Origin of the sequence: Variovorax sp. W1I1 (genome assembly GCF_030815625.1) — a bacterium.
Taxonomy (GTDB): domain Bacteria; phylum Pseudomonadota; class Gammaproteobacteria; order Burkholderiales; family Burkholderiaceae_C; genus Variovorax; species Variovorax paradoxus_C.
The window spans coordinates 1,053,171-1,078,070 of sequence record NZ_JAUSWZ010000001.1 but is presented as its reverse complement, the minus strand read 5'-3'; the positions used below and the strand labels follow the sequence as shown (position 1 = coordinate 1,078,070).

The following is a 24,900-nucleotide window of genomic DNA, read 5'->3' as shown; positions in this document are numbered from 1 at the left end:
GAACACACCATGAACACCGCCGTTGCAGAAGTAACCAGCAGCCTGAAGAACCACCCCGTCGTGTCGAAGGACCGATGGCTCGCCCAGCGCAAGGCGCTGCTGGCGCGCGAGAAGGAGCTCACGCACCTGCGCGACCAGATCGCCCGCGAGCGCCGTGCCATGCCGTGGACACGCGTCGAGAAGAACTACAGCTTCGACACACCCGAAGGCCCACGCAAGCTCGCCGATCTCTTCGAGGGCCGCCGCCAACTGGTGGTGCAGCACTTCATGCTCGGCCCGGAGTGGGAGCAAGGCTGCCCGAGCTGCTCGTACATGGCAGATCACATCGCGGGCATGCAGGTGCACCTGGAGCACCGCGACGTGACGCTGCTGGTCGTCTCGCGCGCGCCGCTGGCCGAGATCGAGCGCTTTCGCGAACGCATGGGCTGGCAGTTCAAGTGGGTGTCGGCATACGACAGCGATTTCAACTACGACTTCGGCGTGAGCTTCAAGCCAGAGGCGTGGGCCGAGGGCAAGGGGGAGGTCTACTACAACTACAGCGTGCGGCCCTTCCCCGCGCAGGAGGCGCCCGGCATCAGCGTGTTCTACAAGGACGACACGGGCGAGGTCTTCCACACCTACTCGACCTACGAGCGCGGCGTCGAAGTGATGATGGGCACCTACAACCTGCTCGACCTCACGCCCAAGGGCCGCGACGAGCCCAATCCGGTCTACGCGATGGATTGGGTGCGGCATCACGACCGCTACGAGCCGCAGCCGGTGGCCGCGAAGCCCGCGGCGGGTTCGTGCTGCCACGGCGACGACCACGGCAACCACTGAACGCGCGGAGACGATGCCATGGCAGCCGCGGACCTCTGGCCATGGCTCGCCGTCGCGGGGGTCGGCGCCCTTCACGGGCTGAATCCCGCAACCGGCTGGATGCTGGCCGCCGCGTGGGGCGTGCGCTCGGGTGATCGGGCACCGGCGCTGCGGGCACTGATGCCGATCGCTGTCGGGCATGCGACATCGATCGGGCTGGTCGCCGGCGCGGTGGCGTTCGGCCTCGCGATGGACCGTGTGGCGATGCAGGTGCTGGCCGGCGGCTTGTTCGTTGCGGCCGCGGTGCTTCACCTGTGGCGCCGGACACCCAAGGCTGCGCGTGCGCCGGCAGGGCACGCCGGGCTCGCGCTCTGGTCTTTCATGATGTCCACCGCGCATGGGGCGGGGTTGATGCTGGTGCCGGCGTTGATTCCGCTGTGCATGACAGATGGCGCGGGCAAGCAGATCGCCGCATCCGACTCACTGATGCTCGCGTTCGCGGCGGTCGGTGTTCACACTGCGGCAATGCTCGCCGTTACAGGCTTGATCGCCAGCGGGGTTTGCCGTGGTTTCGATGCGGGTGCGTGCTGGCTTCGGAGCTTCTACTTGCGAACGCGCCCGCGCTTGAATCGCAAGAACATGCCGAGCGCGAGCGCCGCCAATATTCCGCCCAGGATGAATTGCCCGACGATCGCTGCCAGCGCGGCGCCGGAGATTAATCCGAGGCCGATTGCGCCATCCACCAAGTGGAGGAATCCCTCCAGCTTGCCGATGCGTTGAAACTTCATGGCCGCCTTATCGAATTCGAAGGCGACTTACGCCGCCTTCGGCTCCGGCAATATCGCCGTCAATGCAAAGTCGATCAGCCTCAGCCACGTCTCTTCGAGCCCCATGATGTTGTAGTGGTCCGACCCCGGAACGGTCTCCACGGACACCGGCGTCGGCCATGCCGCGATGAGCTTTTGCGAGCGCTCCGGCAGCACGACATCGTCGCGCTCGGCGAGCAGCACCTGGGTCTTGGCGGCGACCTCCGCGCAGTGCGTGAGCGAGTCGAAGCGGTTGCGCAGCAGCAGCGACAGCGGCACGAGCGGAAAGCGCTTCTTCGCCACTTCGAGCATCGAGTCGTAGGGCGTGACCAGTTGCAGGCTCGCGAATTCCTGCCGCGCCACGAGCTGGATGGCCACGCCCGTGCCGAGGCTGCGGCCGACGACGTGCAGCCGCGCATTCGGGAAGGCGCGGCGCAGGTGCTTCGCGAACTGCGCGCCGTCTTCGACCGAGGCGATTTCCGAAGGGTGGCCTTGCGAGTCGGCCACGCCGCGGTAGTTGATGGCGGCGAAGCCGAAGCCTTCCGGCAGCCAGTGCAAGGTCTGCGCGGTCGCGCGAACGTCTTCGCTGCGGCCCGCGAAATAGATGAACAGGTCCTGCACCGCGTCTTCGCCCTGGGGGTGGTAGACATAGCCGCGCACCATACCGCCCGGCACCGTGTGCGAATAGGTGGAAAAGTCGTCCGACAGCTGGACGACCGGGTGCTTGCGGGCATTGAAGAGGATGTGCCCCTGCCGCGTGGCAAGAAGGGTCCAGTAGGCGGCGAGGCTGCCGATGGCGGCGGCCGAGGCGGAGAGCGCGATGCGGGCGACTTTGGCTTTGGAGAGCAAGGTTTTTTCCTGAGCAGCGAGGCAGGTGGCGCGAGGCCTGTGTTTCTGTACTTGAGCGGTGCCCTAGTTTCGCCTCGTTCCTGGGTAGGGTTGTGTCAGGATTTAGTTCCCCGGCGGGTGAGGCGTTTTCTTCTTCCTTCGCCCGCCGATGGCACCCGAGCCGGCCGATGCGCGGCAAGCCGTCCGGCGCGAACATGCGCGCGGTTTCATCGCCTGCGCAGCTACTCCGCCGCCCTGCCCTGCATCTGCGCCTTGAAGCCGCGGTTGTTCTCGAAGGCCACGTTCACCCGCTGCCCGTCGAAGCGCAGGGTGTACATCGTCACCTCGTCTTCGCCAAGCACGCGTGAGTCGATGCGAAAGCTCTGCGCGTCGAGCCAGTTGCCCTTGACCGCGACCGGCGCGTTGGGGGCCTTGTCGTTGACGCGGTAGAGGCCATCGAGCCCGATCGGTCCGGTGAAAGGCTGCGCGACCGCACCGGGGTCGCGGCTGTCGAACACGATCTCGTAGGTCGGCGTGGCGGCCTTCAGGTCGAGCGTCAGGCGGCTCACGCCCAGCGCATTGCGATCGAACTGCCACACCTTGCCGGAAATCGCTGTCGCCAGCTCGGACGTGGGGCCGACGGCACTCGGCTTCTCGATAGATGCATTGCGGATGCGGTCGGCCAGTTGCGCCTCTGCGGCGGTGTCCGCGGGCAGAGGCGAGGTCGAGCGCGCTGCGGCGGTGATCGCGTCGATGAGCGGCGGCAGCGGAAAGTTGCGCCGGCTCGTGGTCACGGCGACCACATCGACCTCGGGCAGCACGATGATCAGTTGCCGGTTGTAGCCCGCCGCGATGTAGGCGCGCTTTTCCGGAATCGTCCACCAGCCATTGGCATAACTGAAGGCCGGCTTCGCGCCGAAGCCCATGTCGACGGAGGCGCTGAACACCTTCTCTACCCATTCGGCGGGCAGCAGTTGCCGGCCCGCCCAATGGCCCTTGCGCAGGTAGAGATAGCCGATCTTCGCCATGTCGCGCGGCTGCAGGTAGAGGCCGAAGCCGCCCGCTTCGATGCCCTGCGGGTCCTTGATCCAGCGCACGTCGGCGATGCCCAGCGGCTCGAACATCCGCTTCTGCGCATAGGCCAGCGCGCTGCCGCCGGTCTTCTTCGCGACGATGGCCGACAGCAGGTGCGAGTTGCCGCTGTTGTAGTTGAAGCCGCTGCCGGGCGCCTGTGCCATCGGGCGGTCGAGCACGAAGCCCTGCCAGTCGCGGCTGCGGCGCAACTGGATCAGGCTCTCGGGAATGCTGGCGTCGAGTTTTTCTTTCCAGTCGAGGCCCGAGGTCTGGTCGAGCAGGTTCCCGAGGGTGATCGACTTCTTGGCGGCATCGGCGTTGGCCACCGTGCGATCGGAAAAGAACTCGAGCACGGGCTGCTCGCGCGAGGCCAGCAGGCCGTCTTGAATCGCCATGCCGGTCAACGTGCCGACGACGGCCTTGGTGACGGAGTTGACCGCGTGCTTGAGGCCCGCGCGGTACGGCGCGTAGTAGGCCTCGGCGACCAGCTTGCCGTGGCGCGTGATGAGGATGCTGTCCAGGCTGTTCGCCTCGCCGCGTTCGACCAGCTTGGCGAGCGCCGCCGAGTCCATGCCCTGCGCTTCGGGCGTGCTCGTGGCCCAACCTGCGGTGGGCCACGTGGCGGGCTCATCGGCCCATGCGGACTTGAACGGCATGGCCGCGAACAGCAATGCGGTTGCGAGATGGGCCAGTGAAGAATCGATCTTTCGGTGCATGCGCATCGCCGGTCTCCGCGGTTGTGTGGCGGCGATCATATCGATGCACTCCAAGAGCGCAGCCCTTTCCGCTCAATGCCTTGTTTCGTTCAAACGCCTCAGTTCGGTGCAGACGGTGTCGAACTGCTCGTAGTAGGCATCGACGAACGCTTCCTCATCCTCATCCGCAGCCATGTCGAGCAGCGTGGAAAGCGTGTCGATCTTCTGTGCGCGAGCAAAGGCCGCCAGTTCTTCGATCGCGGTCTCGTGCACGTCTTCCAGCGCATCGAGAGAGCCCGCATTTCTCACGGCGTAGTCGAGGGCCCACATGCAATAGATCGCACGCTCGGGCGGCGAGAGCGACGCTTCGCCTTGCGCCGCCTTCTTCTCGATGATTGCGTCGCCCGCTTCGAGGAGCCAGGTTTCCATGTCGTCCGTGTCGTCCATATCGTCCATATCGTCCATATCGTCCGCGGTGCTCATGAAGTCATTTGTCCTTCCTGTCGATGGCCAGGGACAGCGCGATGCCGAGCGCGAGCCCGATGCCGATTCCCATACCGATGTTGTCGATCGCCAGGCCGATGGCCACACCCACGGCCAGGCCCGTTCCGATGCCCAGGCTCTTGCGTTTCATCGGAACAGTTTATTCAAGGGCGCCTCGCGAAAGGCGTGTTCATTGGCAACAGGCCTTCGTCCCCAAAGGGCACGAACATCGCCGGGCCTGCTACAGCTCCTGCTCGGGAATGAACGGCGCCAGCAGGCGCAGCCGCAGGCGTTGCCACGCGGTCGTCTCCGGCGGCACGTCGTAGACCGTCTGCTTGCCGTCGTCGTCTTCCTCCACCCATTCGATGCTCTGGCCATCGGCACCCAGGCGCAGCGTGTAGCCGCTGCCCGCATCCGCGAAGCTCTCCAGCTGCCGCGCCATTTCCTCGCTCTGGATGATGATGCCCAGCTCGGTGTTGAGCCTCGCTGAGCGCGGGTCGAGGTTCATCGAGCCGAGGAACACTTCCTTGTGGTCGAGGATCGCGTTCTTCATGTGCAGCGCGCCGGTGCGGTGCCCGAAGACGCCGAGCTTGCGCCGCTTCACGCTCAGCGAGGGGCTGATCTCGTAGATGACGACGCCCGCGGCCAGCAGATCCTTGATGTGCGGCCAGTAGCCCACGTAGACCCAGGGCTCGTCAGTCGATGCGAGCGAATTGGTCACCAGCTCCACGCCGAGGCCGGCCTTGCGCGCCCGCACGAGGTTCGCCACGGCCTCGTCGCTCGGCACGAAGTACGGCGACACCATCTTGATGTTCCTGTCGGCCGTCATGAGCCACTGCACGACGCTTTCGGTGACAGTGCCCTTGATCGAGCCTTCGCGCTCGTTGAGCCCCTGTGTCTTCGTGAGCGGATCGAACAGCACGCGTGCATTGGCCCACAGCAGCGGACTCACCTGGCGCTTCGCCAGCTCGAACGGAAGATTGAGCATGGGCACGAGTTCGAGCGGCAGCAGCGGCGGATCGTCCGGGCTCGGATGCAGCGGCTTGCCGTCCAGTGGAATCTCGGCCGCCACGGGTGGCTTGGCGGCCGCGGTCTGGCGCTCGAAGTGGTCCTGCAACTGCGCGCGGCTCAAACCGCTGTGCGCGATGCGCTCGAGCGGATACACGACCTCGCTGTTCCAGTAGTGGTCGAACTCGGCGGACAGGTCGCGCACCACCGGTCCGGCCACGAAGGTGTCCATGTCGATGAAGTTGCTGCCCTCGGCATTCATCACGTACTCGTCGGCCATGTTGCGGCCACCGGCCACGGCCGCCGCGTTGTCGGCAACGAAGAGCTTGTTGTGCATGCGCCGGTTGACGCGGCGGACGTCGAACAAGCCCGAGCTGATGAAGCGGGTGGCCATGCTGCTTCGGCCGCCCGGGAACGGATTGAAGAGGCGCACCTCGACGTTGGGGTAGCTCGCAAGGCCGAGCAGCAGATCGTCTTCGCCGGAGGTGTAGAGGTCGTCGACCAGGAGCCGCACGCGAACGCCGCGTGCGGCGGCATCGCGCATGGCGCGCATCAGCGCGCGGCCGGTGTTGTCGCCTGGCAGCAGGTAGTACTGCACGTCGAGGCTGCGGGTGGCGAGCTTCGTGAGTTCGATGCGCGTGGCGAACGAATTGGGGCCGTAGGGCTGGAGACGGAACCCAGAGCGGCCATCGGTGGGGAGCACCTTCTGCGTGATGGCGCCGAGGGGCGTCTGCGCGTAGTCGCCGATGGCGGCGGTCGGCGGCGTGGCGACTTGCGGAGGCAGGCTGGAGCAGGCCGCGAGCATGGCGGCGAGTCCCAGCGCGAGGACCGGACGAAGCACCGATCTGGCGTCGATTCGCAGCAGCAGGCCCTTGTCGCAAACCGAAGCGATGAAACCCAGGAGCACCTTTGTCGCCATGCGCTGTTCTCTTCCTGCGGCGGACCGCGGCTAGGTATCGGCCTCGAAGAAGGCGAGCTTGCGGATTCGAGGCAGTGCTTTCACCTTGAGCTCCGCCCGCAATGCGGCCCCCTTGTCCGGATAGACGCGGGCAGCAAGCACACGCAACGGCGGACGCGCGCGCGTGAACTTGGCGCCCAGCCCGAAGACATGCTGGAAAAAGCGCTGCTCCACATCGAGCGCGATTCCCGCGTAGTACACGCCGCCTTCGCACTCCAGGAGATAGAGCCAGTAAGGAGTGGGCGCGGGCTGAGGGTCTGGCAGGGTTCGGGGCACGGCTGGATTGTGCAGCGACAGGCCCTGCGTGCTCCGCCCGAACCTCTGCCCTGACCGCTCCATCGATCTATCCAGGACCAAAGGCCCGCACCTCCCGCCCCACCGATGCATGGAGCCACTCGCGGTCATACAGCAGACCGCCGCCGTCCCCCTTGGGCATCTTGAGCACCGAAAGCCGTTGCCCGGTGGACGCCTCCAGAAAGACGATTCCCTCCTCTTGCGCGAGAACTGCCAGCGCATTGCCCGCCATGACCGGCCGACCGCGGATGCCGCCTTCGCATGCGGCCTGCCACGCGCTCTCGAGCGAGAGCCGGGTCTTGAAGAAGGATCGCTTGTTCTGCATCACCGCGCAGCGAACGCGTCCCGCATCCGTGCCGAAATAAACGCGATCGTCCGAGACCAGCATCTGCCCATCGATGGCCTCCTGGTCTTGCAGGTCCAGCCTTGCCAGCAACTCGCCGGTCTGCAACGCATAGGCGCGCAGCGATCCGCGGGCGCCGATCAGGACCGTCTGGTCTTGCACGACCGGATGAAAGATCCACTCCGCGCTTTCGACGGCCCAAAGCGAGCGCCCGCTCGACATCTCCACGCAATGGAGGCGGACCCCCGCGCCCTTTGCAAGCACCGTCGCATGAACAAGGCGGCCGTTGCTCGCCGCGAGGGCGTAGCTGTGTCCCTGGTTCTCGAAGGCCCAGACGACCGCGCCCGTTCGCACATCGAGGCACCACGTCCTGGACGCACCGCCCCCGGCTTCCGCAACCACGAGCCGATCGTTGCCGACGAGGCAGGGCTTGCCCATGTTGCGGTCTCCGCATCGTCCGTCCCACAGCTTCTCTCCGTTGCTGCCAAAAGCGTGGACCGTGCCGGAAAAGCTGCTGACGTACGCGGCGCCATCCGGTGTCGTCACGGGCTCGGTGATCACATGGGGAATGGTGGTGCGCCAGCGTTCCTCGCCGGTCGTCCGATCGAGTGCGACGAGCGCGCTTTCGTAAAAATCCGCCTTGTCATAGTGAAAGGCAACGAGCACCGCTTCGGCGCTTGCGACGGGGACTCTGGCCCCGACCTGTCGCTCTTTGGGCAAGCGATATGACCAGTTCAATTTCATGCGCACGTTCTCGCGGTCTGCGTTCAGGAAAGCGCCGACGGATGCAGCGCGCGGCGGAAGCCGGATGGATTCTCCTGGTGTTGGCCCACATCCCGATCGATTTCCGCGACCAGTTCTTGCAGCCATGCCCAATGGCCCTGGAAGGTATCGAGCCGTTCCCCGGCTTCTTCCCTCGACGCCAGTTGCCGAGTCAGAAATCGGAAGCCCACCGAAGCCGCGGCGCTTTGAAGATCCTCATCGGGCAAATCGCATTCGTACAGGAAGTCGAAGCGCGCAGCCCAGAACCCTTGCTCGGTTTTCGCGACGAGCCCGAATTCTTCGGGGGTCTCGATGCTGAATTCGATGAACTCGAGGGCATCGGCCTTTTCCCACACGCCGAAGACCATGTCGCCGCTGTCCCACAGTGGAATCAATGGCGGCCCGGTGGGTACACCGGCGCGGTGGTAGACATGGAACGGAGGCCCCAGGCAACGCCCTCTGAACGCATCGTGGATGCACTCGCCCGCCGCCAGCCGCATCAGGGGTTCGGACAGGCCAAGCCCCTGCAACGCCGCCATCCGCAGATCCTTTGCAATCACCGCCATGCCGAATCCTTCCATGTCACCTGACTGACTGACTGACGGTGGCTATTCTGACGCCAGGTTTCGCGCGCTCGGCTGGAGCCACGGCGGGATCGTGCAGCGACAATCCCGCCATGGCTCAAGGCAAACGCATCTCGGCAGACATCGACAGCAACGCCCTCCAGGCGATCAAGCACATGGGGGCTCAGGCCAAGCTGGCACGCACGCGCGCCGGTGAAGGCCAGTCGGCCGCCGCGGCGCGGCTGGGCGTGCATGTCCAGACCATTGCGCGCATCGAATCGGGCGAGCCGGGCGTCGCCATCGGACACGTGCTGGGCATGCTGGCGCTCTATGGCATCGCGACGAAACTGCAGCTTGCGGACGACGATCAGCCGGCCTCCTGAACCGACCACGCGCGCCATGCGGGCACAAGCCCTCGCAACGGAGAAGCCACATGAAGATCGAAGTCCATCGGCAAGCGTGTTGCGCACAGGACGACCAGATGGGGCCGCTGGCGCGAACCTTCGAGCTGCCCGAGCGATGCAGCCTCGAAAGCCTGGTGAACGCCGTCGTGGCCTCACGCTTTCTGCAGTACTCATCGACCCATACGGCGCTGCACTGCCGCATCGCGGGCAAGGAGGTGGCCATTGTTTTCAGCCCCGGTGAGCTGCCTGCGCGGGGACCGCTCTTCGTCGTGGCCCCGGACACCGCGGTTCAAAGCATTGCGGCAACGGATCGCGAGGTCGAGTTCGTTTTCTAGCTATGCTGCACGCACCCTCTCACACACAAGCACAGGAGTTCGGCAATGGGCACATGGTCTGGGGAAAGCTTTGGCAATGACGATGCGCTGGATTGGTTTGGCCAGTTGCAGGAAGCGCCCGGCGCACTGCCGTTCATCGAGGAGACATTGACCTCGGGCTCGACGGAGAGCGTCGTTGCAGCCGGCGCCGTGCTCGCGGTACTCAGCGGAAAAGACTGCGGCGACGTCCATCCGGATGTCGTCGCATGGTGCACCGGAAAGGCCGCGCCGCCGGCCTCACTCAAGCAAGCCGCCATCGATGCGATCCAGGCCATCATCGACGACCCCGAAGCGGATGGGCACGATACGTGGGCGGAGCTGGGCGAAGACGATGAAGACTATCTCGCGTGGCTCTCGAATCTGAGGAGCATTCAGGCCCGGCTTCGATAAATGGCAAAGCGCAATGTCTCAGCGGCAGCGCCGCTGATGAGGCCTAGCGCTTGAACAGCTTGTAAGCCCCGAACGCCAGCAACACGATGGCGAAGACTTGTTCCCCATGAATCCGCTCCGTTGTTTTGGAGCGCGATGATATCCAGCGGAAACCTCGTCGAGACCGCGCACCAACGCGCGGCCCGACACGGTGATTCGCGACGATCTTGTTACTCCCTCGCGATTCGCTCCCTCGAATAGATTGGTCATCACGCCATGCGGCATGCGTGGATTTTTTGGAACCAACGGAACGGAGCGCCCATGACCGACATCATCGAAAAAACAGCAGAGATCGACCAGCCCTACACCGGCGGTTGCGCATGCGGCGCGATCCGCTACGAGATCTCGGGCAAGCCGGTCTTCCAGAACGATTGCCAGTGTCGCGACTGCCAGCGCAAGAGCGGCACCGGCCATGGCTCGTACCTCACCTTTCCCCGCGCCGGCGTGAAGCACAGCGGCGAAGCGACGCTGTGGGACATGGTCGGCGACAGCGGCAACTTGAAGACCCGTGCGTTCTGTCCGCACTGCGGATCCCCCGTGTACCTGACCTTCGCCGCGATGCCCGAGGTGTTCACCGTGCATGCCGCGAGCCTCGATGACCCTGGCCGCTACCGACCGCAGGCAATCACATACGGCGTGCGCGGTCACGCATGGGATTTCCTGGACCCGGCATTGCCGAAGTTCGACAGGATGCCGCCGATGTGAGGTCGCCGCGCGGTCGGCGCCTTCAGGCGGACATCTTCATGGGGATTGCCTTGCTTGTTCCGGTGCCGCGCTGTTGCTGCTGTCGCCGACGAGTTGAGCCTCGATGGCCGCCTTGTCGATGACGGACCAGACGCTTGCGATCCTTTCGTCCCGGAACTCATAGAACACGTTCTCGGCGAACGAGACCTTCCGGCCGTTCACCGGCAGCCCGAGAAAAGTCCCCTTCGGGGTGCAATCGAACTGCAGCCGACTGGCGATGCGGGGTGGATCGCAGACGAGCAAGCGGATGTCGAAGTGCAGATCGGGGATCTCTTCGCAGTCCTTCTCCAGCATCGCGCGATAGCCGGCGAGGCCGATGCGCCGGCCGTTGTAGTGCGCCTCCGCGTGAACGAACCTGTCGAGATTCGCCCAGTCGCGCGCGTTGAGGCAGGCGATATAGCTTCGGTAGAGGGTGGGCAGGTCGGCCCCGGTCATGGCAATTCCTTTTTCCGAACGCCGAACGGACGCCCGGCATGGCAAAAGAATGGCCCATTGCGGCCGCCGCGACAAGTGCGACGGCCTGCCACGCGGCATCGGTCGCACCCGATGCGGCATACTCCCACCCCCCAAACACGCCACGAACCCACCCCGCATGGACAAGGAAGTCGACCCCCACGTACTCACCGTCATCGATGAGATGCGACTCTCAGGACCCCGGCTCACGCCGGTCGAGATCGTCGCCAAGATGGGGGTGTTCGACGCTCGGGAAAAGCCGTTCGACCAGGCCTGGCTGGCGACCGGCGACAACGTCATCGCCACCATCTGGGCGGAATACGTGAGCGTCGGCAGCGGCGGGCGCTGGTTCTGCCTCGAATCGCTCGACACGCAGCTTCGCGCCGGCGGCGGCACGCGCACCGCCTTCCAGGTCCAGCGCGCCAAGGACCGCCTCGCACTGCTCAAGCGCACCTTCGACGCAGGCCAGGGCTTCCGGGCGGTGCTGCAGACCAACCGGGTCGCCATCGCCGAACTGGAAAGCAACAAGGCCGCGAAGGTCTCCACGCGCGTGCGCGACGATGCCGAATGGCACGTCGCCAGCTGGGAGCCCGAGCAGCAGCTCGCGGTGCTGGTCCGCGGCCCGCGCGGCTGGACGCCCGACGAGGCGGAAGTGAAGGCCGCCGCGGCGCGCGGCAGCGTGCCGGTCGTGGCCGAGGCCGAGCCGGAAGTCGCCGCCCCGCCCGCGCCGGTTTCGCGCGAAGAAGTCCAGGCCGCCGCCATGGACTACGTCATGCGCCACTTCAAGGGCTACGGCTACAACGCCGAAGACCTGACCGGCAAGAACATCGGCTACAGCATCGAGGTGTCGAATGCGAAGGGCGCGACGCTCCTGCGCGTCGTGGTGAAGGGCACCGCCACGGGCTCGCCCAAGTTCCAGCTCACGAGCGAGGAACAGGCCTGCTCGGTGCGCGAGCCGCTCTGGCGGCTGCTGGTGGTTTCCGACGCGGGCACTGCGATCGCGCAGCACAAGATCTACAAGCCTTCGGAGATGAGCCAGGCGCCTGGGTTCGAAGCGCAGGGGTAAGAGAGTCCGTCGGCCTGCGAGCCGACGTCGTTCAGAGCGCCTCCCAGACCTGAACGAGCCCGATCAGATGGACGAGGCCCAACGCGAAGCAGATGGCCGAGCTCCACACCCAGAAGGCGCTCAGCCGCCGCCGGTCGAACACGACCAGCGCCACGGCAACGAGCCCCCGCAGCAGGTAGACCGAGGTGATGGCGGGCAGCACGAATGCCAGCAACGGCAGCGGCTGCAACACGCCTGCACCGGAGAGCGCGTACGCGGCCCACACGCCCAGCACGCCGGCGATCAGCAGCGTGACGATGGGCGGATACCAGTGCCCCGCTTCCGCGCCCCTGGCCATGCGCTCGCCGGCCCCGAAGAAGCGATACCACGCAGGCCCGCCGAAGATGACGCAGATGTGCAGCAGCGCGGCAACGGCGCTGAGCGCTGCGCCGACGATCAGGAAGATGTTGGGCGTCACACGGTCTTTCGGATGTGCTCGCGCGCACGCACGGTGTCGCGCGTCGGGCCGAAGGCACCGAAGCGCACAGGCAGACCGCTGAGGGCTTCGGCGCGCTCCACCCACGCTTGCGCGGTGCCGATAGGTTGCGGTTCGTAGAGGGGTTGCGCGCCCTGCAGCAGTTGGGTCAACGCGTGCTGATGCTCGAGATCCGGTTCGTCGCTGAACGGCAGTGACGCGACGTTGGCGCCATCGGCGGTGCGGTAGCCGGTACACCAACGCAGGTCCGCGCCGTCGATGGCGTCGAGGTGGCTCACCACCAAACCGTCGAGCCGTCCGGCCGCCGCGAGCGCATAGCGCAGCAGCACCGCGTCGGGGTGGCCGCGTCGGAACGCGCCTTGCCAGCCTTCGTCGGCGTTGTGCGGCTCGGCGAATCGCGCGTCGAGTGCGCGATCGTGCGTGGGCAGCGGGCCAGGACCGTGGCGCGTGAGATAGCTGCGCAGCACGCCCAGGTGCTGCACGGGCGCATCGATCCCCGCGTCATGCAGCACGGCTTCGACAGCGGCGGCCGAGATGGTGCTCCATGTGGTGTGCGGATGAAAGCCGCGCCATTCGTCGAGCAGCACACCCTGTGCGCCTTCGAACAGCACGGTGCCGGGACGCGCGAGCCTTGCACCGATGGCGTCGGCGCTTGCAGGCGGCGACAGGCGAACGCATGGCGCGGCGGCATCGAGCCAGCGCTGGGCGAGCGAGGCGTCGGCCAGCAATGCCAGCTCCTGCGCGGCCTCGGGGTGCGATGGCGCCATGTCCGCGAACTCGCGGCGCAGCGCCATGCGCGAAGCCTCCAGCTTTTCGAGCGTGCGCGCGCGATGCACGAGGTCGCCGTAGCGCAGCGCATCGCCGGGCGCAGCCAGCGCCTGCCGCACCGTCTCGCCGACACCCACACCGCACGTGCCATGCGCCGCCGCTCCCCTCGCCCACTCGCGGAGCCGGCCGGCAGCCTGATGGAATGGTGTGGTCACACGGCAGCGCGCGTCGATCCGCAAGCGCGCGAACGCATCGGTCACGCCCACGCGGCGCAGCGCCTCTTCCTCGACACGCAGTGCCGTCGGATGCACCACCACCGGGCTCGCGAGCACCGTCGCCACGCCCGCATGAAAACTGCCGGCGCCGAACTGCGAGAAGGTGTGGTGCCGCCCATCGGTCAGCACCACGTTGTGGCCGGCCTGCGCGCCGCCGTTGAAGCGCACCACCGTGTGCGCCTGCCATGCGCCGCACAGGTGATCGGTGAAGAGGCCCTTGCCGCAGTCCCCGAAACCCAGGCCCAGCAGCGAGACGTAGCGCGTGGCCGCGGCGGTGATGCTCACGCAGCCTTCAGCCGAAGAGCCGCTTCCACCACGACGACCGTGGCGCGCTCGTGGCCGGCGGCGCGCGGCGCGGCGCAGTCGGGTCGAGCAGCGCCGCATACGCATCGAGCGCGTGCAGCACGCCACCCACGCGCTCTTTGGCCATGCCGGTCGCGCCCATCACCCTGGCGAGGCCGTCGAGGTTGGGCACGGCCTTCTCGGTGAGCGCGACGATGCCGGCGGCCACGGCGCAGGCGTCGTCGGGCGAGTCCATGCAGATGACGTGATCGCCGAGCAGCTCGCGCCAGCGCGGCTCGCAGCGGCGGCGGCGCTGGGCGTCGGGAATCAGGAAGAACAGGTTCGTGGTCTCGGCCGCGGCGGCGATGACTTCCTCGATGGGGATGTCCTCGTCGAGCTTCTCGCCGATGAGGCCCTCGATCTGGTGGCGCGAGACGGCGGGGTACGGCAGCTCGTCGCCGGTCACGAACAGGTAGCCGCGCTTCTTGCGTTTGACCCAGCAGTCCATGTCGGTGTGCTGCGCCATCACGTAGAAGGCGAGTTCGTAGCTCTCTTCGCCGCTGCCGCCACCGCCGCCTTCGAGGTAGCTCCAGGTGAGCCACTGGTCCATGAGGTTGGCGGTCGATTCGAACTGGCCGACCTGCAGCGGCGCACGGTCTGAGGTGGCGTCGCCGATGGCCATGAACATGAGCTGGGGGTCGGCCACCCCGCAGTCGGTCAAGAGCTTCATGAAGGTGGGCAGCTCGCGGCGCGCAAGAGTCTGCGGGATGTCGCCCATCGAGCCGGTGACGTCGAGCGCGAACACGATGCCGAGCGAGTTGGGATGGTCGGCGTTGTCGCGCGATTCGCGCACCTTGAGGCCGTGCGGGTTCATCAGCGCATGCGTGGCCGTTTGCGTGAACACCTCGGCGCCGGGCTTGGCGGCGCGGTCGGCGATCAGCGCCGTGTGGGCGGCGTGCGAATAGTTTCCGTAACCCATGGGGTGCTCCTTGGAATGTCGGTCAGTCAGCCGCCGAGGCGCGGCGCGGGATCGAAGTGAACGAACTGCGGCGCGCCGAAGGATTCGCGCGATGCGGCCGACAGGGCCTGCTCGATGCCCTGCGCGCCGAGGCGTTCGCAGAAGGCGGTGTCTTCGCTGCACTGGCGCAGCAGTGCGGCCAGTGGCGCGGGTGTGTGTGCGCCGAAGCCAGGATCGCCCGCCGCGCCGCCGTGCAGCACTGCGCGCACGGTCCACGCGGTTTGTGCGAGGTCGCGCGCCGCAGCGGCGGCATGCGCCGAACCCGAGGCTTGCCGCGCCTGCGACCAGCCAATGAGCAGCGCGCCATGGTCGCGCGGATGCACCAGCGCATGCGCGGGCGAAAGATCGCGATGCGTCCAGCCGGCGCCATGCACGAAGGCCAGCACCTCGAGCATGCGGCGCCAGATCCAGACGGCGTGGCGCGGGTCGATGCCTTGCGGGTTGGCCTGCTGCACGTCCTGCAGGCTGCCCCAGAAACCGGTCGGATGGCGCAGCACCAGGGCCTGGCGCTTGCCGTCGCCGAGGCCTTCGGCGATGCCCGTGCCCAACGGCTGCGGCAGCCGGCGCGTGAAGTAGGCGGCGCCCGGAACGGACAGGGCTTGCAGCGCCTGCAGCACCGCGCCTTCGCGCAGCAGCACATCGTTGTCGGACGTTTCGCGCGCCAGCTTCAGCGTGACGCGCTCAGGCACCGCACCGAGCCGCTCGGCGAACAGCACTTCGCTGTGCTCGCCGAAGCCCAGCGGCGCCAGCACGCGGTAGCGCGCGCCGCGCCATTGCACGATGCGTCCGCCTGCAACGTCGGCATTGGCTCGCCGCAAGGCCGCGCGGAAGCTCTCGCGCTCCACCGTTTCCTCGCCGCGCGTGATGGTCGCGCCGCAGTAGCTGCAGTTGACGGTGCGCCAGCGTGCGGCGCGGGGCAGCGGCGCGGAGCATTGCGGGCAGCTCAGTGCGAGCAGCGACAGCATGGCCGTGCGATGCCTGTTGCTTATTCTTCGCGCGGCGCCGCGGGATCGGGCGAGGCCAGCACGCGGTCGATGCGGCGGCCTTCGAGCGCGACGATCTCGAAGATCCATCCCGCGCATTCGATGCGCTCGCTCACCGCGGGCAGACGGCCCGACACCGACATCAGCAAGCCGGCCACCGTGTTGTAGCGGCCGCGGTCTTCTTCGGGCAGTTCGCGGATGCCCAGGCGCGCACGCAGTTCCGACACGGGCATGAGGCCGTCGAGCTCCCACACGCCATCGGGCCGCTCGCGCGCCCAGGCGTCGGTCTGCATGCCGGGCTGCAGCTCGCCGGTGATGGCTTCGAGCAGATCGCGCGGGGTCATGAGGCCCTGCACCACGCCGTATTCGTCGACCACGAACACCAGCCGGCCGGCGCGGGCGCGGAACTGCTCGAGCAGCTCCATGCCGGTGAGCGTCTCGGGCACGAACACGGCCGGCGTGGCCTCCTGGCCGAGCACGCCCTTGTGGGCCGAACCCAGGCGCAGCAGGTGCGCCACGCTGATCACGCCGACCACGTCGTCCAGCGAGTTGCGGCAGACGGGATACCAGGAGTGCACGAGGTTGAGCGCAGCCGCATCCGCCACCTTCTGCAGCGCCTGCGACACGGTGTTGGAAGCGTCGAGCCATTCGATGTCGGCGCGCGGGATCATCAGCGACGACAGGCGACGGTCATCCAGGTGGAACACGTTGCGCACCATCTGGTGCTCGTGCTGCTCGATCACGCCGGCATCGACGCCTTCTTCGAGGCTGGCCGAGATTTCTTCTTCAGTCACCGAGCGTGCCGCATTGGCATCGATGCGCAGCACCTTGAGCATGGTGGCCGTGGCGCCGGCCAGCAGCCATACGAAGGGCTTCGCGCCCTTGGCGAGGCCCCGCATCGGGCGCGACACCCAGCGCGCCACCGGCTCGGGGTAGAGCTGGCCGATGCGCTTGGGCACCAGCTCGCCGAAGATGATGGTGAAGAAGGTGATGCAGGTCACCACCACCGCGGTGGAGGCGATGCTGGCGGTGCCCGCGCCCATGCCCACACTTTCCATCCACACCGCCAGCGGCGCAGCGAAGGCGGCCTCGCCGACGATGCCGCTCAGCATGCCGATCGAGGTAATGCCGATCTGCACGGTCGAGAGGAACTGGGTGGGCGCCTCCATCAGTTTCAGCGCGGCGGCCGCGCCGGTGTCCCCCGTTTCGGCCAGGGCTGCGAGGCGTGCGCGCCGGCTGGTTGAAAGGGCCATTTCGGACATTGCGAACACCGCGTTGAGGGTGGTCAGCAAGGCCAGCAGGAAGACATCCATGAACAGGGGGAGAGAATGAGGGAATGTCACTTTACTGTATCGGCGACGTGCAGGGCTGCGACCCTGCCCTCGGGCGGCTGCTCGCGGAGATCGATTTCTCCCCCAGCCGCGACACCCTCGTTCTGCTCGGCGACCTGGTCAACCGGGGCCCCGATTCGGCCGCCGTGCTGCGCCGCGTGCAGGGCTACGGCGCCTCGGCACGGAGCCTCCTGGGCAACCACGACCTGCACCTCTTGGGCGTGGCGCACGGCGCGCGCAAGGCCGGCCGCAAGGACACGCTGGCCGACCTCCTGGCCGCGTCCGACAGCGAGGCGATGCTCGACTGGGTCCGCCACCAGCACATGGCGCTGCACATGCAGATCGGTGGCGGCGACCTGCTGATGGTGCACGCCGGCGTGCTGCCGCAGTGGACGGTCGGCGACACGCTCGCGCTGGCGTCAGAGGTCGAATCGGTGCTGCGCGGCCCGGCGCTCGGCGACTTCCTGCTCACCATGTACGGCGACGAGCCGGCGCAATGGAGCGACACCCTCAGCGGCAGCGCGCGCCTGCGCGTGATCGTCAACGCGCTCACGCGCCTTCGCTACTGCACGCCCGAGGGCGTGATGGACTTCGAAACCAAGGACGGCGCGATCCCCGCGCCCGAAGGCCTCCTGCCGTGGTTCGACGTGCCGGGCCGCAAGACCGCGGCAGCCACCGTCGCCTTCGGCCACTGGTCCACGCTCGGCTGGCTCTCGCGGCCCGACCTGCTCTCGACCGACACCGGCTGCGTCTGGGGCGGATGCCTCAGCGCCGTTCGCATCGGCGCGACGATCGAGGAGCGCGAGCTGATCCAGGTGAAGTGCGAAGCGGCGCAGAAGCCCGGCAAGCAAGCCTGACGAGCAAGCGCGCCGCGCGCTCAGAACCCGTGCGTCATCAGCGCGTACACCGTCTGCACGCCGGTCACGTAGTTGCCCATGCGCAGGTTCTCGTTGGCCGCGTGCTGGTTGTTGTCGGCGTTCACCAGCGGAATGATCGCGAAGGGCACCTGCAGCACGCGCACGATTTCCGCCGTCGGCACGGTGCCGCCCATCATGCGGATGCGCACCGGCTCGGGCTTGGTGCCGAAGGTGTCGGTCAAGGCCGTGTAGGCCCACTGCCCGATCGGTGAATTGATCGGCGAGCCCGCCGCGTCGGCGCCCTCGCTGCGGTAGCTGAAGCTCGCGATCTTGTCGTAGCGGGCGCGCTCCTCATCCGTCGGCGAGCCTTTCACGAGGTGGTAGCCCTGCTTGGCGATGTGCGCCTCGATCAGCTTGCCGAGGTACGGCGCGTCGGAATCGGGCGTGGTGCGCAGGTCCATCTCGGCCTCGGCCTTGTCGGGGACGATGTTCGCGACCTTGTCGCCCACGGCCGCCGAGGCCATGCCGCGCACGTTCAGCGAGGGGTACTGCATTGCCTCCTGGTAGTTGGCGCCGACCTTGTCGGTCTGCGCGATGCCCAGGCGGCGCTTGAGCGCGGCCTCGTCGTCCGGCACGGCGGCCATGATCTTGCGGTCGGCCTCGCCGATCTTCACGCGGTCGTAGTAGCCCGGAACGGTTACGCGGCCGGTGTCGTCCTTCATCGAGGCCAGCAGGCTGGCGAGGCGCTGCGCCGGGTTGGGCGCGTAGTTGCCGTAGTGCCCGCTGTGCAGCGGCACCTTGGCGCCGTACACGGTGAGCCGCGCATCGGCCGCGCCGCGGTTGCCGAACACCAGCGTGGGCCGGTTGGTCGCATGCATCGGGCCGTCGTGGATCACGATGGCGTCGCTGCGCAGCAGTTCGCGGTGCGCCTGCATGACCTGGCTGATCGACGGCGAGCCCTTTTCCTCTTCGCTGTCGAGGATCACCTTGACGTTGACCGCCGGCTGCCCGCCGCCGGCCTTTAACGCATCGATGGCCGCCAGCATCATCATGATCGGCCCCTTGTCGTCTGCCGAGGCCCGGCCGAACACGCGCCACTCGGGGTCGAGCGGGCCGCTGAAGAGCGGGGCGGAATCGATCTCTTCCCAGTCGCCCTTGTCCGTCTTGCGCTTGAGCACCGGCGTCCACGGGCTCTTTTGCGCCCACTGCGCGGGAATCACCGGCTGGCCGTCCAGGTGCATGTAGAAGAGCACCGTCCTGCGCGCAGGGTCGCTCCCCGGGAACTCGGCGTAGAGCATGGGCTTGCCGTTGTTGGGCAACTGCTTCGTCGTGAAGCCGCGCTTGCGGAAGGCCTGCTCGAGCCAGTCGACGTTCTTGCGGATGTCCTCCGGCACGGTGGCGTCGTTGGGCAGGGCCAGCAGTTCGAAGTACTCGCGGTAAGTGGCCTGTGCATGGCGCTCGGCGAGGGCCGGAGAGAGTTCGGCGGCCTGCGCGAGGCCGTGGCCGAAGAGCAGGAAGGCGGCGGGAACGAGCGCGAACAGGCGGCGCTGATGACGGTTTTGACGAGGCGAAGGGGTGGATGCGAAATCGATGGGCATGGGTGGCAAGGGGGAAGACAGAACAGGAGAGCGAAAGAATGCAGGCGTCCGCCCAGCATAGAAAGCTGCCGGGCTTTCAACAATCGTTAGTTTCCTGAACCATCTAGCATTTCCCGCGCCTGCTGCCCCAAGGCCGCGCGAGCCCGGCGCCGCCCCGCCCTCCCCTCAATCCGCGCGCGGCAGCCGGAACTTGTCCAGCGCCATGCGCTGCCTGCCCTCCGCATCGAAGTTCTCCGCCGCGAGCCAGCGCTCGAACGCCTTGCGCAGAACGGGCCATTCGCTGTCGAGGATCGCGAACCACGCCGCGTCGCGGCTGCGGCCCTTGTAGATGCTGTACTGCCGGAACAGGCCCTCGGCCTGGAAGCCCAGGCGGCCTGCCGCGCGCTTGGACGGCTCGTTGAAGTTGTCGCACTTCCATTCGTAGCGCCGGTAGCCCAGCCCCTCGAAGACGAGCTTCATCAGCAGGTACTGGGCTTCGGTCGACATCGGCGTGTGCTTCAGCAGCGGCGAAAAATTGACATGGCCGACCTCGATCACGCCGTTGGCGGCGTCGATGCGCATCAGCGACAGCGTGCCGACAGCCCGGCCGCTCTGCCTGTCGATGACGGCGAAGTGCAGCGGGTCGGTGGTTTGCGAAAGGCGCTCGATGTGGGCGCGCATGGCATTCAGGTCGGCGGGCCGCTCGGCGCCCAGGTAGGTCCAGTCGCGGGCGTCGGGGGCCTGCGCGTAGGCGGCGTGCAGGTCGTCGGCGTGCTTGGCGGCGTTCACCGGCTCGAGCGTGCAGTAGCGGCCTTCGACGGGCGCGCGCGGCGGCAGCGGGCGGGCGCTCCATTCGGGCATGAGGGGGCCGAGGGATTGGCCGAATTCGTTGTGGCGGGCTGGCATGGGATGAAGAGTCTTTCAGGAGCGAAGAGCGGCGATGCCGGAGAACGGTAAAGTACGCCCGCCGTGGCTCCACGAGAAGTGCCACGAGGTATTCATTTCGTGGTGCCACGCTCCGATCCATCGCCTTATGCCCAATCCGCCAGATCTCGCCGCATTGCTCGAGTCCCCGCTTGCGCGGGACCGTGACGCGGACTCGATGCAGCGCCAGCTGCACGAGCGCCTGAAGCGCGCCATCCTCGATGGCCGCCTCGCCCCGGGCAGCCGCCTGCCCGGCTCGCGCGCGCTGGCCGAGGCGCTCGCGATCTCGCGCAACACCGTCACTGCCGCCTACGAGCACCTGGCCGCCGAGGGCTACGTGCAGCCCGACCGCCAGGGCACGCGGGTGACCGAGCTGTCGTCTCCGGCGGCGACCACGACGACAACCAAGCCCCCGGGCTCGCCAACCACCGCGCACCGCCTCGCGAGCATCCAGCCGCGCACCGCCTTCACCGAGCCGGATGCCACCTTTCGCCCCGGCGTGCCCGCGCTGTCGCACTTTCCCGCGACCGCCTGGCGGCGCGCGCTCGACCGCGCCATCCGCACCGCGAGCCCGGCCACGCTCGGCTATGGTGATCCGCTGGGCGAGCCCCGGCTTCGCGCGGCGATCGCGCGCCACCTGGCGATTGCGCGCGGCGTGCGCTGCGAGCCGCGGCAGGTCGTCATCGCCGAGGGCGCGCAGGAAGCCATCTCGCTGTGCGTGCGGCTGCTTTCGAACCCCGGCGAAACCGGCTGGATCGAAGACCCGGGCTACCGCGGCGCAAAGGCGGCCATGCGCGCGGGCGACATGCACATGGTGCCGATCCGCGTCGATGCGGAAGGCCTCAACGCAAGTGCGGAAGACTGGCAGAAGCACCCGCCCCGCCTCGTCTACACGACGCCTTCGCACCAGTACCCGGCCGGTGCGGTGCTGAGCATCGCGCGCCGGCTCGCGCTGATCGCCGAGGCCCGCCGGCACGGTGCCTGGATCATCGAGGACGACTACGACAGCGAGTTCCGCCACACCGGCGAGCCGATCGGCGCGATGCAGGGACTGGTGCCCGACGCGCCCGTGCTCTACATCGGCACCTTCAGCAAGACGATGTTCCCCTCGCTGCGGCTGGGTTTCCTGGTGCTGCCCGAAGCGCTCCTGGCCAGCGTGCAGGCGCCGCTCGAGGAAATGCTGCGCGGCGGGCACCGCCACGAGCAGTTGGCGATGGCCGACTTCATCGAGAGCGGCCAGTTCGGCCGGCACCTGGGCCGCATGCGGCGGCTGTACCGCGACCGGCAGCAGGCGCTGCGGCTCGCGCTGACCCGGCACCTGAAAGTGCCGCACGAGATCGACGGCGGCTACTGCGGGCTGCACCTCACCGTGCGCCTGCCGCCCCGCTTCGACGACCGCCGCATTGCCGCCGAGGCGCTGCGCCACCAGCTCGCGCCCGTGGCCCTGTCGAGCTTCGCGCTGCAGCCGCTGCCCTCGGACAACGGGCTGGTGCTGGGCTACGGCAACACGTCGGCGGAGCTTTTCGAGCCGCTGATCAAGCGGCTGTCGCAACTGGCGCGGGCTGCGGAACGCATCGGCGCCTGAAGCGCTTTGGGCGCCGGGCTACTGCGGCCGGCTGCCGTCCCAGCTCAGCAAGCCCTGCTCCATCGCCGCGCGCACCGCCCGGGTCCGCGAATTGACGTCCAGCTTGCGGTAGATGCTCTTGATCTGCGTGTCGATGGTGTTGGCCGACCGGCTGAGCGCCTCGGCGATCCGGCGGTTGCTCAGGCCCTGCGACACCAGTTGCAGCACCTGCAGTTCTCGCGGAGACAGCGAAACGTTCGCCGCCGGCGGCGCGGCGCCCGGGCGCGGCTTCGTTGCGATGGCCGAAGAAGGCCGGGATTTCGCGGCCGCCGCGATCAACGCCAGCATGTGGCGCGCGATGCGCGAGGCGCCGGGCGAATGGCTGCGCTCCATGGAAAACATCAGGGCGGCCAGTTCGTCCTCGCTGGCCTCGTTGAAGAGATGACCGAAGGTACCGGCTGCGGCGGTGGCTGCGGCGGGATCGGCTTTTCCTGTGGACATTTCGGTACTCGCTCAAGAAATCAGGTTCGTTCGGCCATGCGGCCGCTCGAAGGCAAGAGTCGTGGAGCCGCTCCGGCGGACTTGACCGTCCGTCTCAGTTATTGAGAGAATTCATTCGAATTTGCGCCTTATTTAACGGTTTTTTCCATTCATTGGGTGCCGCGATCGCGCAATCGCAGCGGTCGCACCTCGCGAATTTCTCCTCACCCATGAACTCCCGCGCCCGCCGAGGCGACCTCCAGGCCCCCGCCCTTCCCGCGCAAGGCATCGTGGCGCGCAGCCATTTCAGCGTGCATGGCGAGCCGGCGCACCGGCAACTGCTGGCCTGGCGGGAGCGGGTGGGCCACGTGATCGACGTGCTGCCTTCGAAGGCGGACATCGGGAAGCCTTTCAGCGCGGAGATCGACCGCTACAAGGTCGATGGCCTCCTCTTCACCGACTGCCGCTCCGACGCGATGCTGCTCGAGCGCTCGCTGGCGCGCATTTCGACCGACAACGTGCGCGACTACGTCTTCCACGTGTTCTCCGAGGGCGGCGTCGATGACGTCGCACTGCGCGCCTCCACGCCGCGCCACAAAACACCCTCTTCCAGCGCCACCACCAAGATCCTCGCGCTGGACATGAACCAGCCGGTGCGCATGCGGCGCAGCAGTTGCCGGGTGCTCACCTTCTTCGTGCCGGCCTCGCTGGTGCAGCAGACCTTGCCCGACCCCGAAGCCATCCACGGCCGCACGATCCAGGACGCGACCCCGCTCACGCGGCTGGCGCTCGAACACGCGGCGGCGCTGGGCGCCAACATCGGCGGCATGACCGCCGCCGCGGCCGACAGCGCCGTGCGCAACGCCGCGCATCTGGTGGTCGCCGCCTTCGGCAAGCAGGCCGGCCTGAGCGGCAATGCACGCTCGGCGGCGCGGGCGGCGCTGTTCGGCCGGGTGCGGCGCTACATCCAGGCCAACCTGCACCGCGCCGAGCTGACGCCCGAAGGCGTGGTCAGCGCCCTGCATGTGTCGCGCCCGACCATCTACCGCATGTTCCAGCACGAAGGCGGTCTGGGCGCCTACATCCGCCACCTGCGGCTGCGCCAGGCGGCCGACGAGCTCGCCCGCTACCCGCACATGATGGTGACGGACGTGGCCTATGCGGTCGGCTTCAAGAGCGCGTCGGACTTCACCCGCGCCTTTCGCCGGGCCCACGGCATGGCGCCGCAGGAGTTCCGCGCGCTGTCGCAGACGTACCGCCTCGAGCGCCCGGACCCCTGGCAGATGCCGCAGGTGCCGTCCGCCTAAGCCGCAACGCCGAAGCCGGTGTCGAAGGTGCCCTTCACATTGAGCGGCTGCTTGATGAGCCCCACCTGCCGGTAGAAATCCGCCGTGCCCTGCTGGTCGGCGACCACCTGCGCATCGATGGCCACCCACTTCTGCTGGCGCCGCTCGAACTGCAGCTTCGCCGCCTCGGGCGGAATGCCGATGATGCGGGCCAGCGCGGCCGAGTAGGCATCGACATTGCGGTACGACCAGAGCTGCGCCTTCACCACGCGCTGCAGGAAGTCCTGCAGCACCGGCCGCTTGGCCGCGATGGCTGAATCTGTCGCGGCAAGGTAGCTCAACCCCGGCAGCAGGCCGCGCCCGCTCACGAGCACGCGCGCGTGCTTGCTCACCTCGGCCAGCGCGGTGTAGGGCTCCCAGGTGGCCCAGGCATCGACCGAGCCCTGCGTGAGCGCCAGCTTGGCGTCGGCCGGCGCGAGGAAGCGGATGTTCACGTCTTCGGGTTTCAGGCCCGCCGCGGTGATGGCCTTGAGCGTCACGTAGTGGCCGATGGAGCCCCGGTTGGTCGCGATGCTCTTGCCCTTGAGGTCGGCCGCGGTCTTGAGCGTCGAATCGGGGCGCACCAGCACTGCCGTGCCGTAGGAGTCCGACCGGTTCGCGCCGATGGCCTTGACGCGCGTGCCCGCTGCCAGCGCGAAGATCAGAGGCGCATCGCCGATCGGGCCCGAATCGACCGCCGCCGCGTTCAGCGCTTCGGCCAGCGGCGCCGCGGCGGGGAACTCTGACCACTGGATGTCGTAGGTCAACCCTTCGAGCCCGTTGGCCGCTTCGAGCAGCGCGCGCAGCCCGCCCTTCTGGTCGCCGGCCTTGAGCACCGGGCGGCCCTGCTGTGCGCGGGCAGGCAGCGAGAAGGCGGGTAAGGCGGCGGCGGTGACGGCGGCAATGCCTTGGGTGAGGAGCTTGCGGCGGGATGGGTCGAGGCGCGGGTCCATGGGTTT

The 24,900-nt window shown here is 67.6% G+C and carries 27 protein-coding genes and 1 pseudogene; 10 read left to right on the top strand and 18 right to left on the bottom strand.

The window, feature by feature from the left end; translation table 11 throughout:
• The first annotated feature begins 9 nt into the window (after positions 1-9).
• Positions 10-819: a DUF899 domain-containing protein gene (locus QFZ83_RS05135; RefSeq protein ID WP_306880597.1), complete on the top strand. Its 810-nt coding sequence runs from the start codon at positions 10-12 to the stop codon at positions 817-819.
• Positions 820-837: 18 nt separating this feature from the next.
• Positions 838-1,467 (top strand): annotated as a pseudogene (locus tag QFZ83_RS05130) (hypothetical protein); the annotation flags it as partial.
• 146 nt (positions 1,468-1,613) lie between these two features.
• On the opposite strand, the gene QFZ83_RS05125 reads toward QFZ83_RS05130, so the two are convergent.
• The 8 genes from QFZ83_RS05125 to QFZ83_RS05090 all read right to left on the bottom strand — a co-directional run bounded on the left by QFZ83_RS05125 (position 1,614) and on the right by QFZ83_RS05090 (position 8,615).
• Positions 1,614-2,453 carry an alpha/beta hydrolase gene (locus tag QFZ83_RS05125; protein ID WP_306880599.1) on the bottom strand — a complete coding sequence of 280 codons (840 nt, stop codon included), beginning with the start codon at positions 2,451-2,453 and terminating at the stop codon, positions 1,614-1,616.
• A gap of 221 nt (positions 2,454-2,674) precedes the next feature.
• Positions 2,675-4,228: a serine hydrolase gene (locus QFZ83_RS05120; protein ID WP_306880600.1), complete on the bottom strand. Its 1,554-nt coding sequence runs from the start codon at positions 4,226-4,228 to the stop codon at positions 2,675-2,677.
• A gap of 66 nt (positions 4,229-4,294) precedes the next feature.
• A complete protein-coding gene (locus tag QFZ83_RS05115; RefSeq protein ID WP_306880601.1) occupies positions 4,295-4,684 on the bottom strand; it encodes a hypothetical protein in 390 nt (129 codons plus the stop codon).
• A 4-nt stretch (positions 4,685-4,688) separates the two neighbouring features.
• On the bottom strand, positions 4,689-4,835 hold the full coding sequence (locus QFZ83_RS05110; RefSeq protein ID WP_306880602.1) for a hypothetical protein: 147 nt from the start codon (positions 4,833-4,835) through the stop codon (positions 4,689-4,691).
• A gap of 90 nt (positions 4,836-4,925) precedes the next feature.
• Complete coding sequence (locus QFZ83_RS05105) at positions 4,926-6,611, bottom strand: phospholipase D family protein (RefSeq protein ID WP_307503391.1); 1,686 nt, start codon at positions 6,609-6,611, stop codon at positions 4,926-4,928.
• Positions 6,612-6,641: 30 nt separating this feature from the next.
• Entirely contained in the window at positions 6,642-6,926 is a 285-nt protein-coding gene (locus tag QFZ83_RS05100; RefSeq protein ID WP_307503388.1) for a GIY-YIG nuclease family protein, read from the bottom strand.
• A 67-nt stretch (positions 6,927-6,993) separates the two neighbouring features.
• Positions 6,994-8,031: a PQQ-binding-like beta-propeller repeat protein gene (locus tag QFZ83_RS05095; RefSeq protein ID WP_307503385.1), complete on the bottom strand. Its 1,038-nt coding sequence runs from the start codon at positions 8,029-8,031 to the stop codon at positions 6,994-6,996.
• A gap of 23 nt (positions 8,032-8,054) precedes the next feature.
• Entirely contained in the window at positions 8,055-8,615 is a 561-nt protein-coding gene (locus QFZ83_RS05090; protein WP_307503383.1) for a hypothetical protein, read from the bottom strand.
• Between the two features lie 110 nt (positions 8,616-8,725).
• Between QFZ83_RS05090 and QFZ83_RS05085 the strand changes: the two genes are divergently transcribed.
• From QFZ83_RS05085 to QFZ83_RS05070, 4 genes are all read left to right on the top strand, one after another.
• Positions 8,726-8,995: a helix-turn-helix transcriptional regulator gene (locus tag QFZ83_RS05085; protein ID WP_307503380.1), complete on the top strand. Its 270-nt coding sequence runs from the start codon at positions 8,726-8,728 to the stop codon at positions 8,993-8,995.
• A gap of 50 nt (positions 8,996-9,045) precedes the next feature.
• Positions 9,046-9,351, top strand: a complete 306-nt coding sequence (locus tag QFZ83_RS05080) for a hypothetical protein (protein WP_307503377.1) — start codon at positions 9,046-9,048, stop codon at positions 9,349-9,351.
• 45 nt (positions 9,352-9,396) lie between these two features.
• Complete coding sequence (locus QFZ83_RS05075) at positions 9,397-9,780, top strand: DUF4259 domain-containing protein (protein WP_306880609.1); 384 nt, start codon at positions 9,397-9,399, stop codon at positions 9,778-9,780.
• A 300-nt stretch (positions 9,781-10,080) separates the two neighbouring features.
• Positions 10,081-10,524 carry a GFA family protein gene (locus QFZ83_RS05070; RefSeq protein WP_307503374.1) on the top strand — a complete coding sequence of 148 codons (444 nt, stop codon included), beginning with the start codon at positions 10,081-10,083 and terminating at the stop codon, positions 10,522-10,524.
• Positions 10,525-10,560: 36 nt separating this feature from the next.
• On the opposite strand, the gene QFZ83_RS05065 is transcribed toward QFZ83_RS05070, so the two are convergent.
• Positions 10,561-10,998, bottom strand: coding sequence for an ester cyclase (locus QFZ83_RS05065; RefSeq protein ID WP_307503371.1), 438 nt, complete (start codon positions 10,996-10,998; stop codon positions 10,561-10,563).
• Between the two features lie 157 nt (positions 10,999-11,155).
• Here QFZ83_RS05065 and QFZ83_RS05060 point away from each other — a divergent pair, with 157 nt between their 5' ends.
• Complete coding sequence (locus QFZ83_RS05060; protein ID WP_307503368.1) at positions 11,156-12,082, top strand: protein NO VEIN domain-containing protein; 927 nt, start codon at positions 11,156-11,158, stop codon at positions 12,080-12,082.
• Positions 12,083-12,113: 31 nt separating this feature from the next.
• Here the strand turns inward: QFZ83_RS05060 and QFZ83_RS05055 are convergent, their stop codons facing one another.
• From QFZ83_RS05055 to QFZ83_RS05035, 5 genes are read right to left on the bottom strand one after another with little or no spacing between them, the layout of a single operon-like run.
• A complete protein-coding gene (locus QFZ83_RS05055) occupies positions 12,114-12,539 on the bottom strand; it encodes a hypothetical protein (RefSeq protein ID WP_307503365.1) in 426 nt (141 codons plus the stop codon).
• Positions 12,536-13,885 (bottom strand): adenylosuccinate synthetase, encoded by a 1,350-nt coding sequence (locus QFZ83_RS05050; RefSeq protein ID WP_307503361.1) that lies wholly within the window; start codon positions 13,883-13,885, stop codon positions 12,536-12,538. The genes QFZ83_RS05055 and QFZ83_RS05050 overlap by 4 nt, the downstream gene beginning before the upstream one ends.
• A 7-nt stretch (positions 13,886-13,892) precedes the next feature.
• Complete coding sequence (locus QFZ83_RS05045; RefSeq protein ID WP_307503358.1) at positions 13,893-14,861, bottom strand: VWA domain-containing protein; 969 nt, start codon at positions 14,859-14,861, stop codon at positions 13,893-13,895.
• Positions 14,862-14,887: 26 nt separating this feature from the next.
• Positions 14,888-15,865: a lipopolysaccharide kinase InaA family protein gene (locus QFZ83_RS05040; RefSeq protein WP_307503356.1), complete on the bottom strand. Its 978-nt coding sequence runs from the start codon at positions 15,863-15,865 to the stop codon at positions 14,888-14,890.
• A 20-nt stretch (positions 15,866-15,885) separates the two neighbouring features.
• A complete protein-coding gene (locus QFZ83_RS05035) occupies positions 15,886-17,196 on the bottom strand; it encodes a hemolysin family protein (protein WP_307503353.1) in 1,311 nt (436 codons plus the stop codon).
• Between the two features lie 23 nt (positions 17,197-17,219).
• On the opposite strand from QFZ83_RS05035, the gene QFZ83_RS05030 reads away from it, so the two are divergent.
• On the top strand, positions 17,220-18,071 hold the full coding sequence (locus tag QFZ83_RS05030; protein ID WP_307503351.1) for a symmetrical bis(5'-nucleosyl)-tetraphosphatase: 852 nt from the start codon (positions 17,220-17,222) through the stop codon (positions 18,069-18,071).
• Between the two features lie 20 nt (positions 18,072-18,091).
• Here QFZ83_RS05030 and QFZ83_RS05025 read toward each other — a convergent pair whose 3' ends face one another.
• Together QFZ83_RS05025 and QFZ83_RS05020 are read right to left on the bottom strand one after the other, a co-directional pair.
• Complete coding sequence (locus QFZ83_RS05025) at positions 18,092-19,669, bottom strand: M20/M25/M40 family metallo-hydrolase (protein WP_307503348.1); 1,578 nt, start codon at positions 19,667-19,669, stop codon at positions 18,092-18,094.
• 165 nt (positions 19,670-19,834) lie between these two features.
• Complete coding sequence (locus QFZ83_RS05020; protein WP_307503346.1) at positions 19,835-20,554, bottom strand: GNAT family N-acetyltransferase; 720 nt, start codon at positions 20,552-20,554, stop codon at positions 19,835-19,837.
• A 127-nt stretch (positions 20,555-20,681) separates the two neighbouring features.
• On the opposite strand from QFZ83_RS05020, the gene QFZ83_RS05015 reads away from it, so the two are divergent.
• Positions 20,682-22,157, top strand: a complete 1,476-nt coding sequence (locus tag QFZ83_RS05015) for a PLP-dependent aminotransferase family protein (RefSeq protein ID WP_307503344.1) — start codon at positions 20,682-20,684, stop codon at positions 22,155-22,157.
• 18 nt (positions 22,158-22,175) lie between these two features.
• Here QFZ83_RS05015 and QFZ83_RS05010 read toward each other — a convergent pair whose 3' ends face one another.
• Entirely contained in the window at positions 22,176-22,637 is a 462-nt protein-coding gene (locus QFZ83_RS05010; RefSeq protein WP_307503341.1) for a response regulator transcription factor, read from the bottom strand.
• 209 nt (positions 22,638-22,846) lie between these two features.
• Here QFZ83_RS05010 and QFZ83_RS05005 point away from each other — a divergent pair, with 209 nt between their 5' ends.
• A complete protein-coding gene (locus QFZ83_RS05005) occupies positions 22,847-23,923 on the top strand; it encodes an AraC family transcriptional regulator (protein WP_307503338.1) in 1,077 nt (358 codons plus the stop codon).
• On the opposite strand, the gene QFZ83_RS05000 is transcribed toward QFZ83_RS05005, so the two are convergent.
• On the bottom strand, positions 23,920-24,894 hold the full coding sequence (locus QFZ83_RS05000; protein ID WP_307503335.1) for an ABC transporter substrate-binding protein: 975 nt from the start codon (positions 24,892-24,894) through the stop codon (positions 23,920-23,922). The two genes, QFZ83_RS05005 and QFZ83_RS05000, sit on opposite strands and share 4 nt — an antisense overlap.
• Positions 24,895-24,900 lie beyond the last annotated feature (6 nt).

Coding starts and splice junctions, on each gene's coding strand:
- QFZ83_RS05035 (WP_307503353.1), bottom strand. CDS start 17,196: ATGGATGTCTTCCTGCTGGCCTTGCTGACCACCCTCAACGCGGTGTTC.
- QFZ83_RS05030 (WP_307503351.1), top strand. CDS start 17,220: ATGTCACTTTACTGTATCGGCGACGTGCAGGGCTGCGACCCTGCCCTC.
- QFZ83_RS05060 (WP_307503368.1), top strand. CDS start 11,156: ATGGACAAGGAAGTCGACCCCCACGTACTCACCGTCATCGATGAGATG.
- QFZ83_RS05080 (WP_307503377.1), top strand. CDS start 9,046: ATGAAGATCGAAGTCCATCGGCAAGCGTGTTGCGCACAGGACGACCAG.
- QFZ83_RS05120 (WP_306880600.1), bottom strand. CDS start 4,228: ATGCGCATGCACCGAAAGATCGATTCTTCACTGGCCCATCTCGCAACC.
- QFZ83_RS05090 (WP_307503383.1), bottom strand. CDS start 8,615: ATGGCGGTGATTGCAAAGGATCTGCGGATGGCGGCGTTGCAGGGGCTT.
- QFZ83_RS05000 (WP_307503335.1), bottom strand. CDS start 24,894: ATGGACCCGCGCCTCGACCCATCCCGCCGCAAGCTCCTCACCCAAGGC.
- QFZ83_RS05075 (WP_306880609.1), top strand. CDS start 9,397: ATGGGCACATGGTCTGGGGAAAGCTTTGGCAATGACGATGCGCTGGAT.
- QFZ83_RS05115 (WP_306880601.1), bottom strand. CDS start 4,684: ATGAGCACCGCGGACGATATGGACGATATGGACGATATGGACGACACG.
- QFZ83_RS05040 (WP_307503356.1), bottom strand. CDS start 15,865: ATGCTGTCGCTGCTCGCACTGAGCTGCCCGCAATGCTCCGCGCCGCTG.
- QFZ83_RS05025 (WP_307503348.1), bottom strand. CDS start 19,669: ATGCCCATCGATTTCGCATCCACCCCTTCGCCTCGTCAAAACCGTCAT.
- QFZ83_RS05095 (WP_307503385.1), bottom strand. CDS start 8,031: ATGAAATTGAACTGGTCATATCGCTTGCCCAAAGAGCGACAGGTCGGG.
- QFZ83_RS05015 (WP_307503344.1), top strand. CDS start 20,682: ATGCCCAATCCGCCAGATCTCGCCGCATTGCTCGAGTCCCCGCTTGCG.
- QFZ83_RS05110 (WP_306880602.1), bottom strand. CDS start 4,835: ATGAAACGCAAGAGCCTGGGCATCGGAACGGGCCTGGCCGTGGGTGTG.
- QFZ83_RS05070 (WP_307503374.1), top strand. CDS start 10,081: ATGACCGACATCATCGAAAAAACAGCAGAGATCGACCAGCCCTACACC.
- QFZ83_RS05010 (WP_307503341.1), bottom strand. CDS start 22,637: ATGTCCACAGGAAAAGCCGATCCCGCCGCAGCCACCGCCGCAGCCGGT.
- QFZ83_RS05005 (WP_307503338.1), top strand. CDS start 22,847: ATGAACTCCCGCGCCCGCCGAGGCGACCTCCAGGCCCCCGCCCTTCCC.
- QFZ83_RS05045 (WP_307503358.1), bottom strand. CDS start 14,861: ATGGGTTACGGAAACTATTCGCACGCCGCCCACACGGCGCTGATCGCC.
- QFZ83_RS05065 (WP_307503371.1), bottom strand. CDS start 10,998: ATGACCGGGGCCGACCTGCCCACCCTCTACCGAAGCTATATCGCCTGC.
- QFZ83_RS05085 (WP_307503380.1), top strand. CDS start 8,726: ATGGCTCAAGGCAAACGCATCTCGGCAGACATCGACAGCAACGCCCTC.
- QFZ83_RS05105 (WP_307503391.1), bottom strand. CDS start 6,611: ATGGCGACAAAGGTGCTCCTGGGTTTCATCGCTTCGGTTTGCGACAAG.
- QFZ83_RS05135 (WP_306880597.1), top strand. CDS start 10: ATGAACACCGCCGTTGCAGAAGTAACCAGCAGCCTGAAGAACCACCCC.
- QFZ83_RS05020 (WP_307503346.1), bottom strand. CDS start 20,554: ATGCCAGCCCGCCACAACGAATTCGGCCAATCCCTCGGCCCCCTCATG.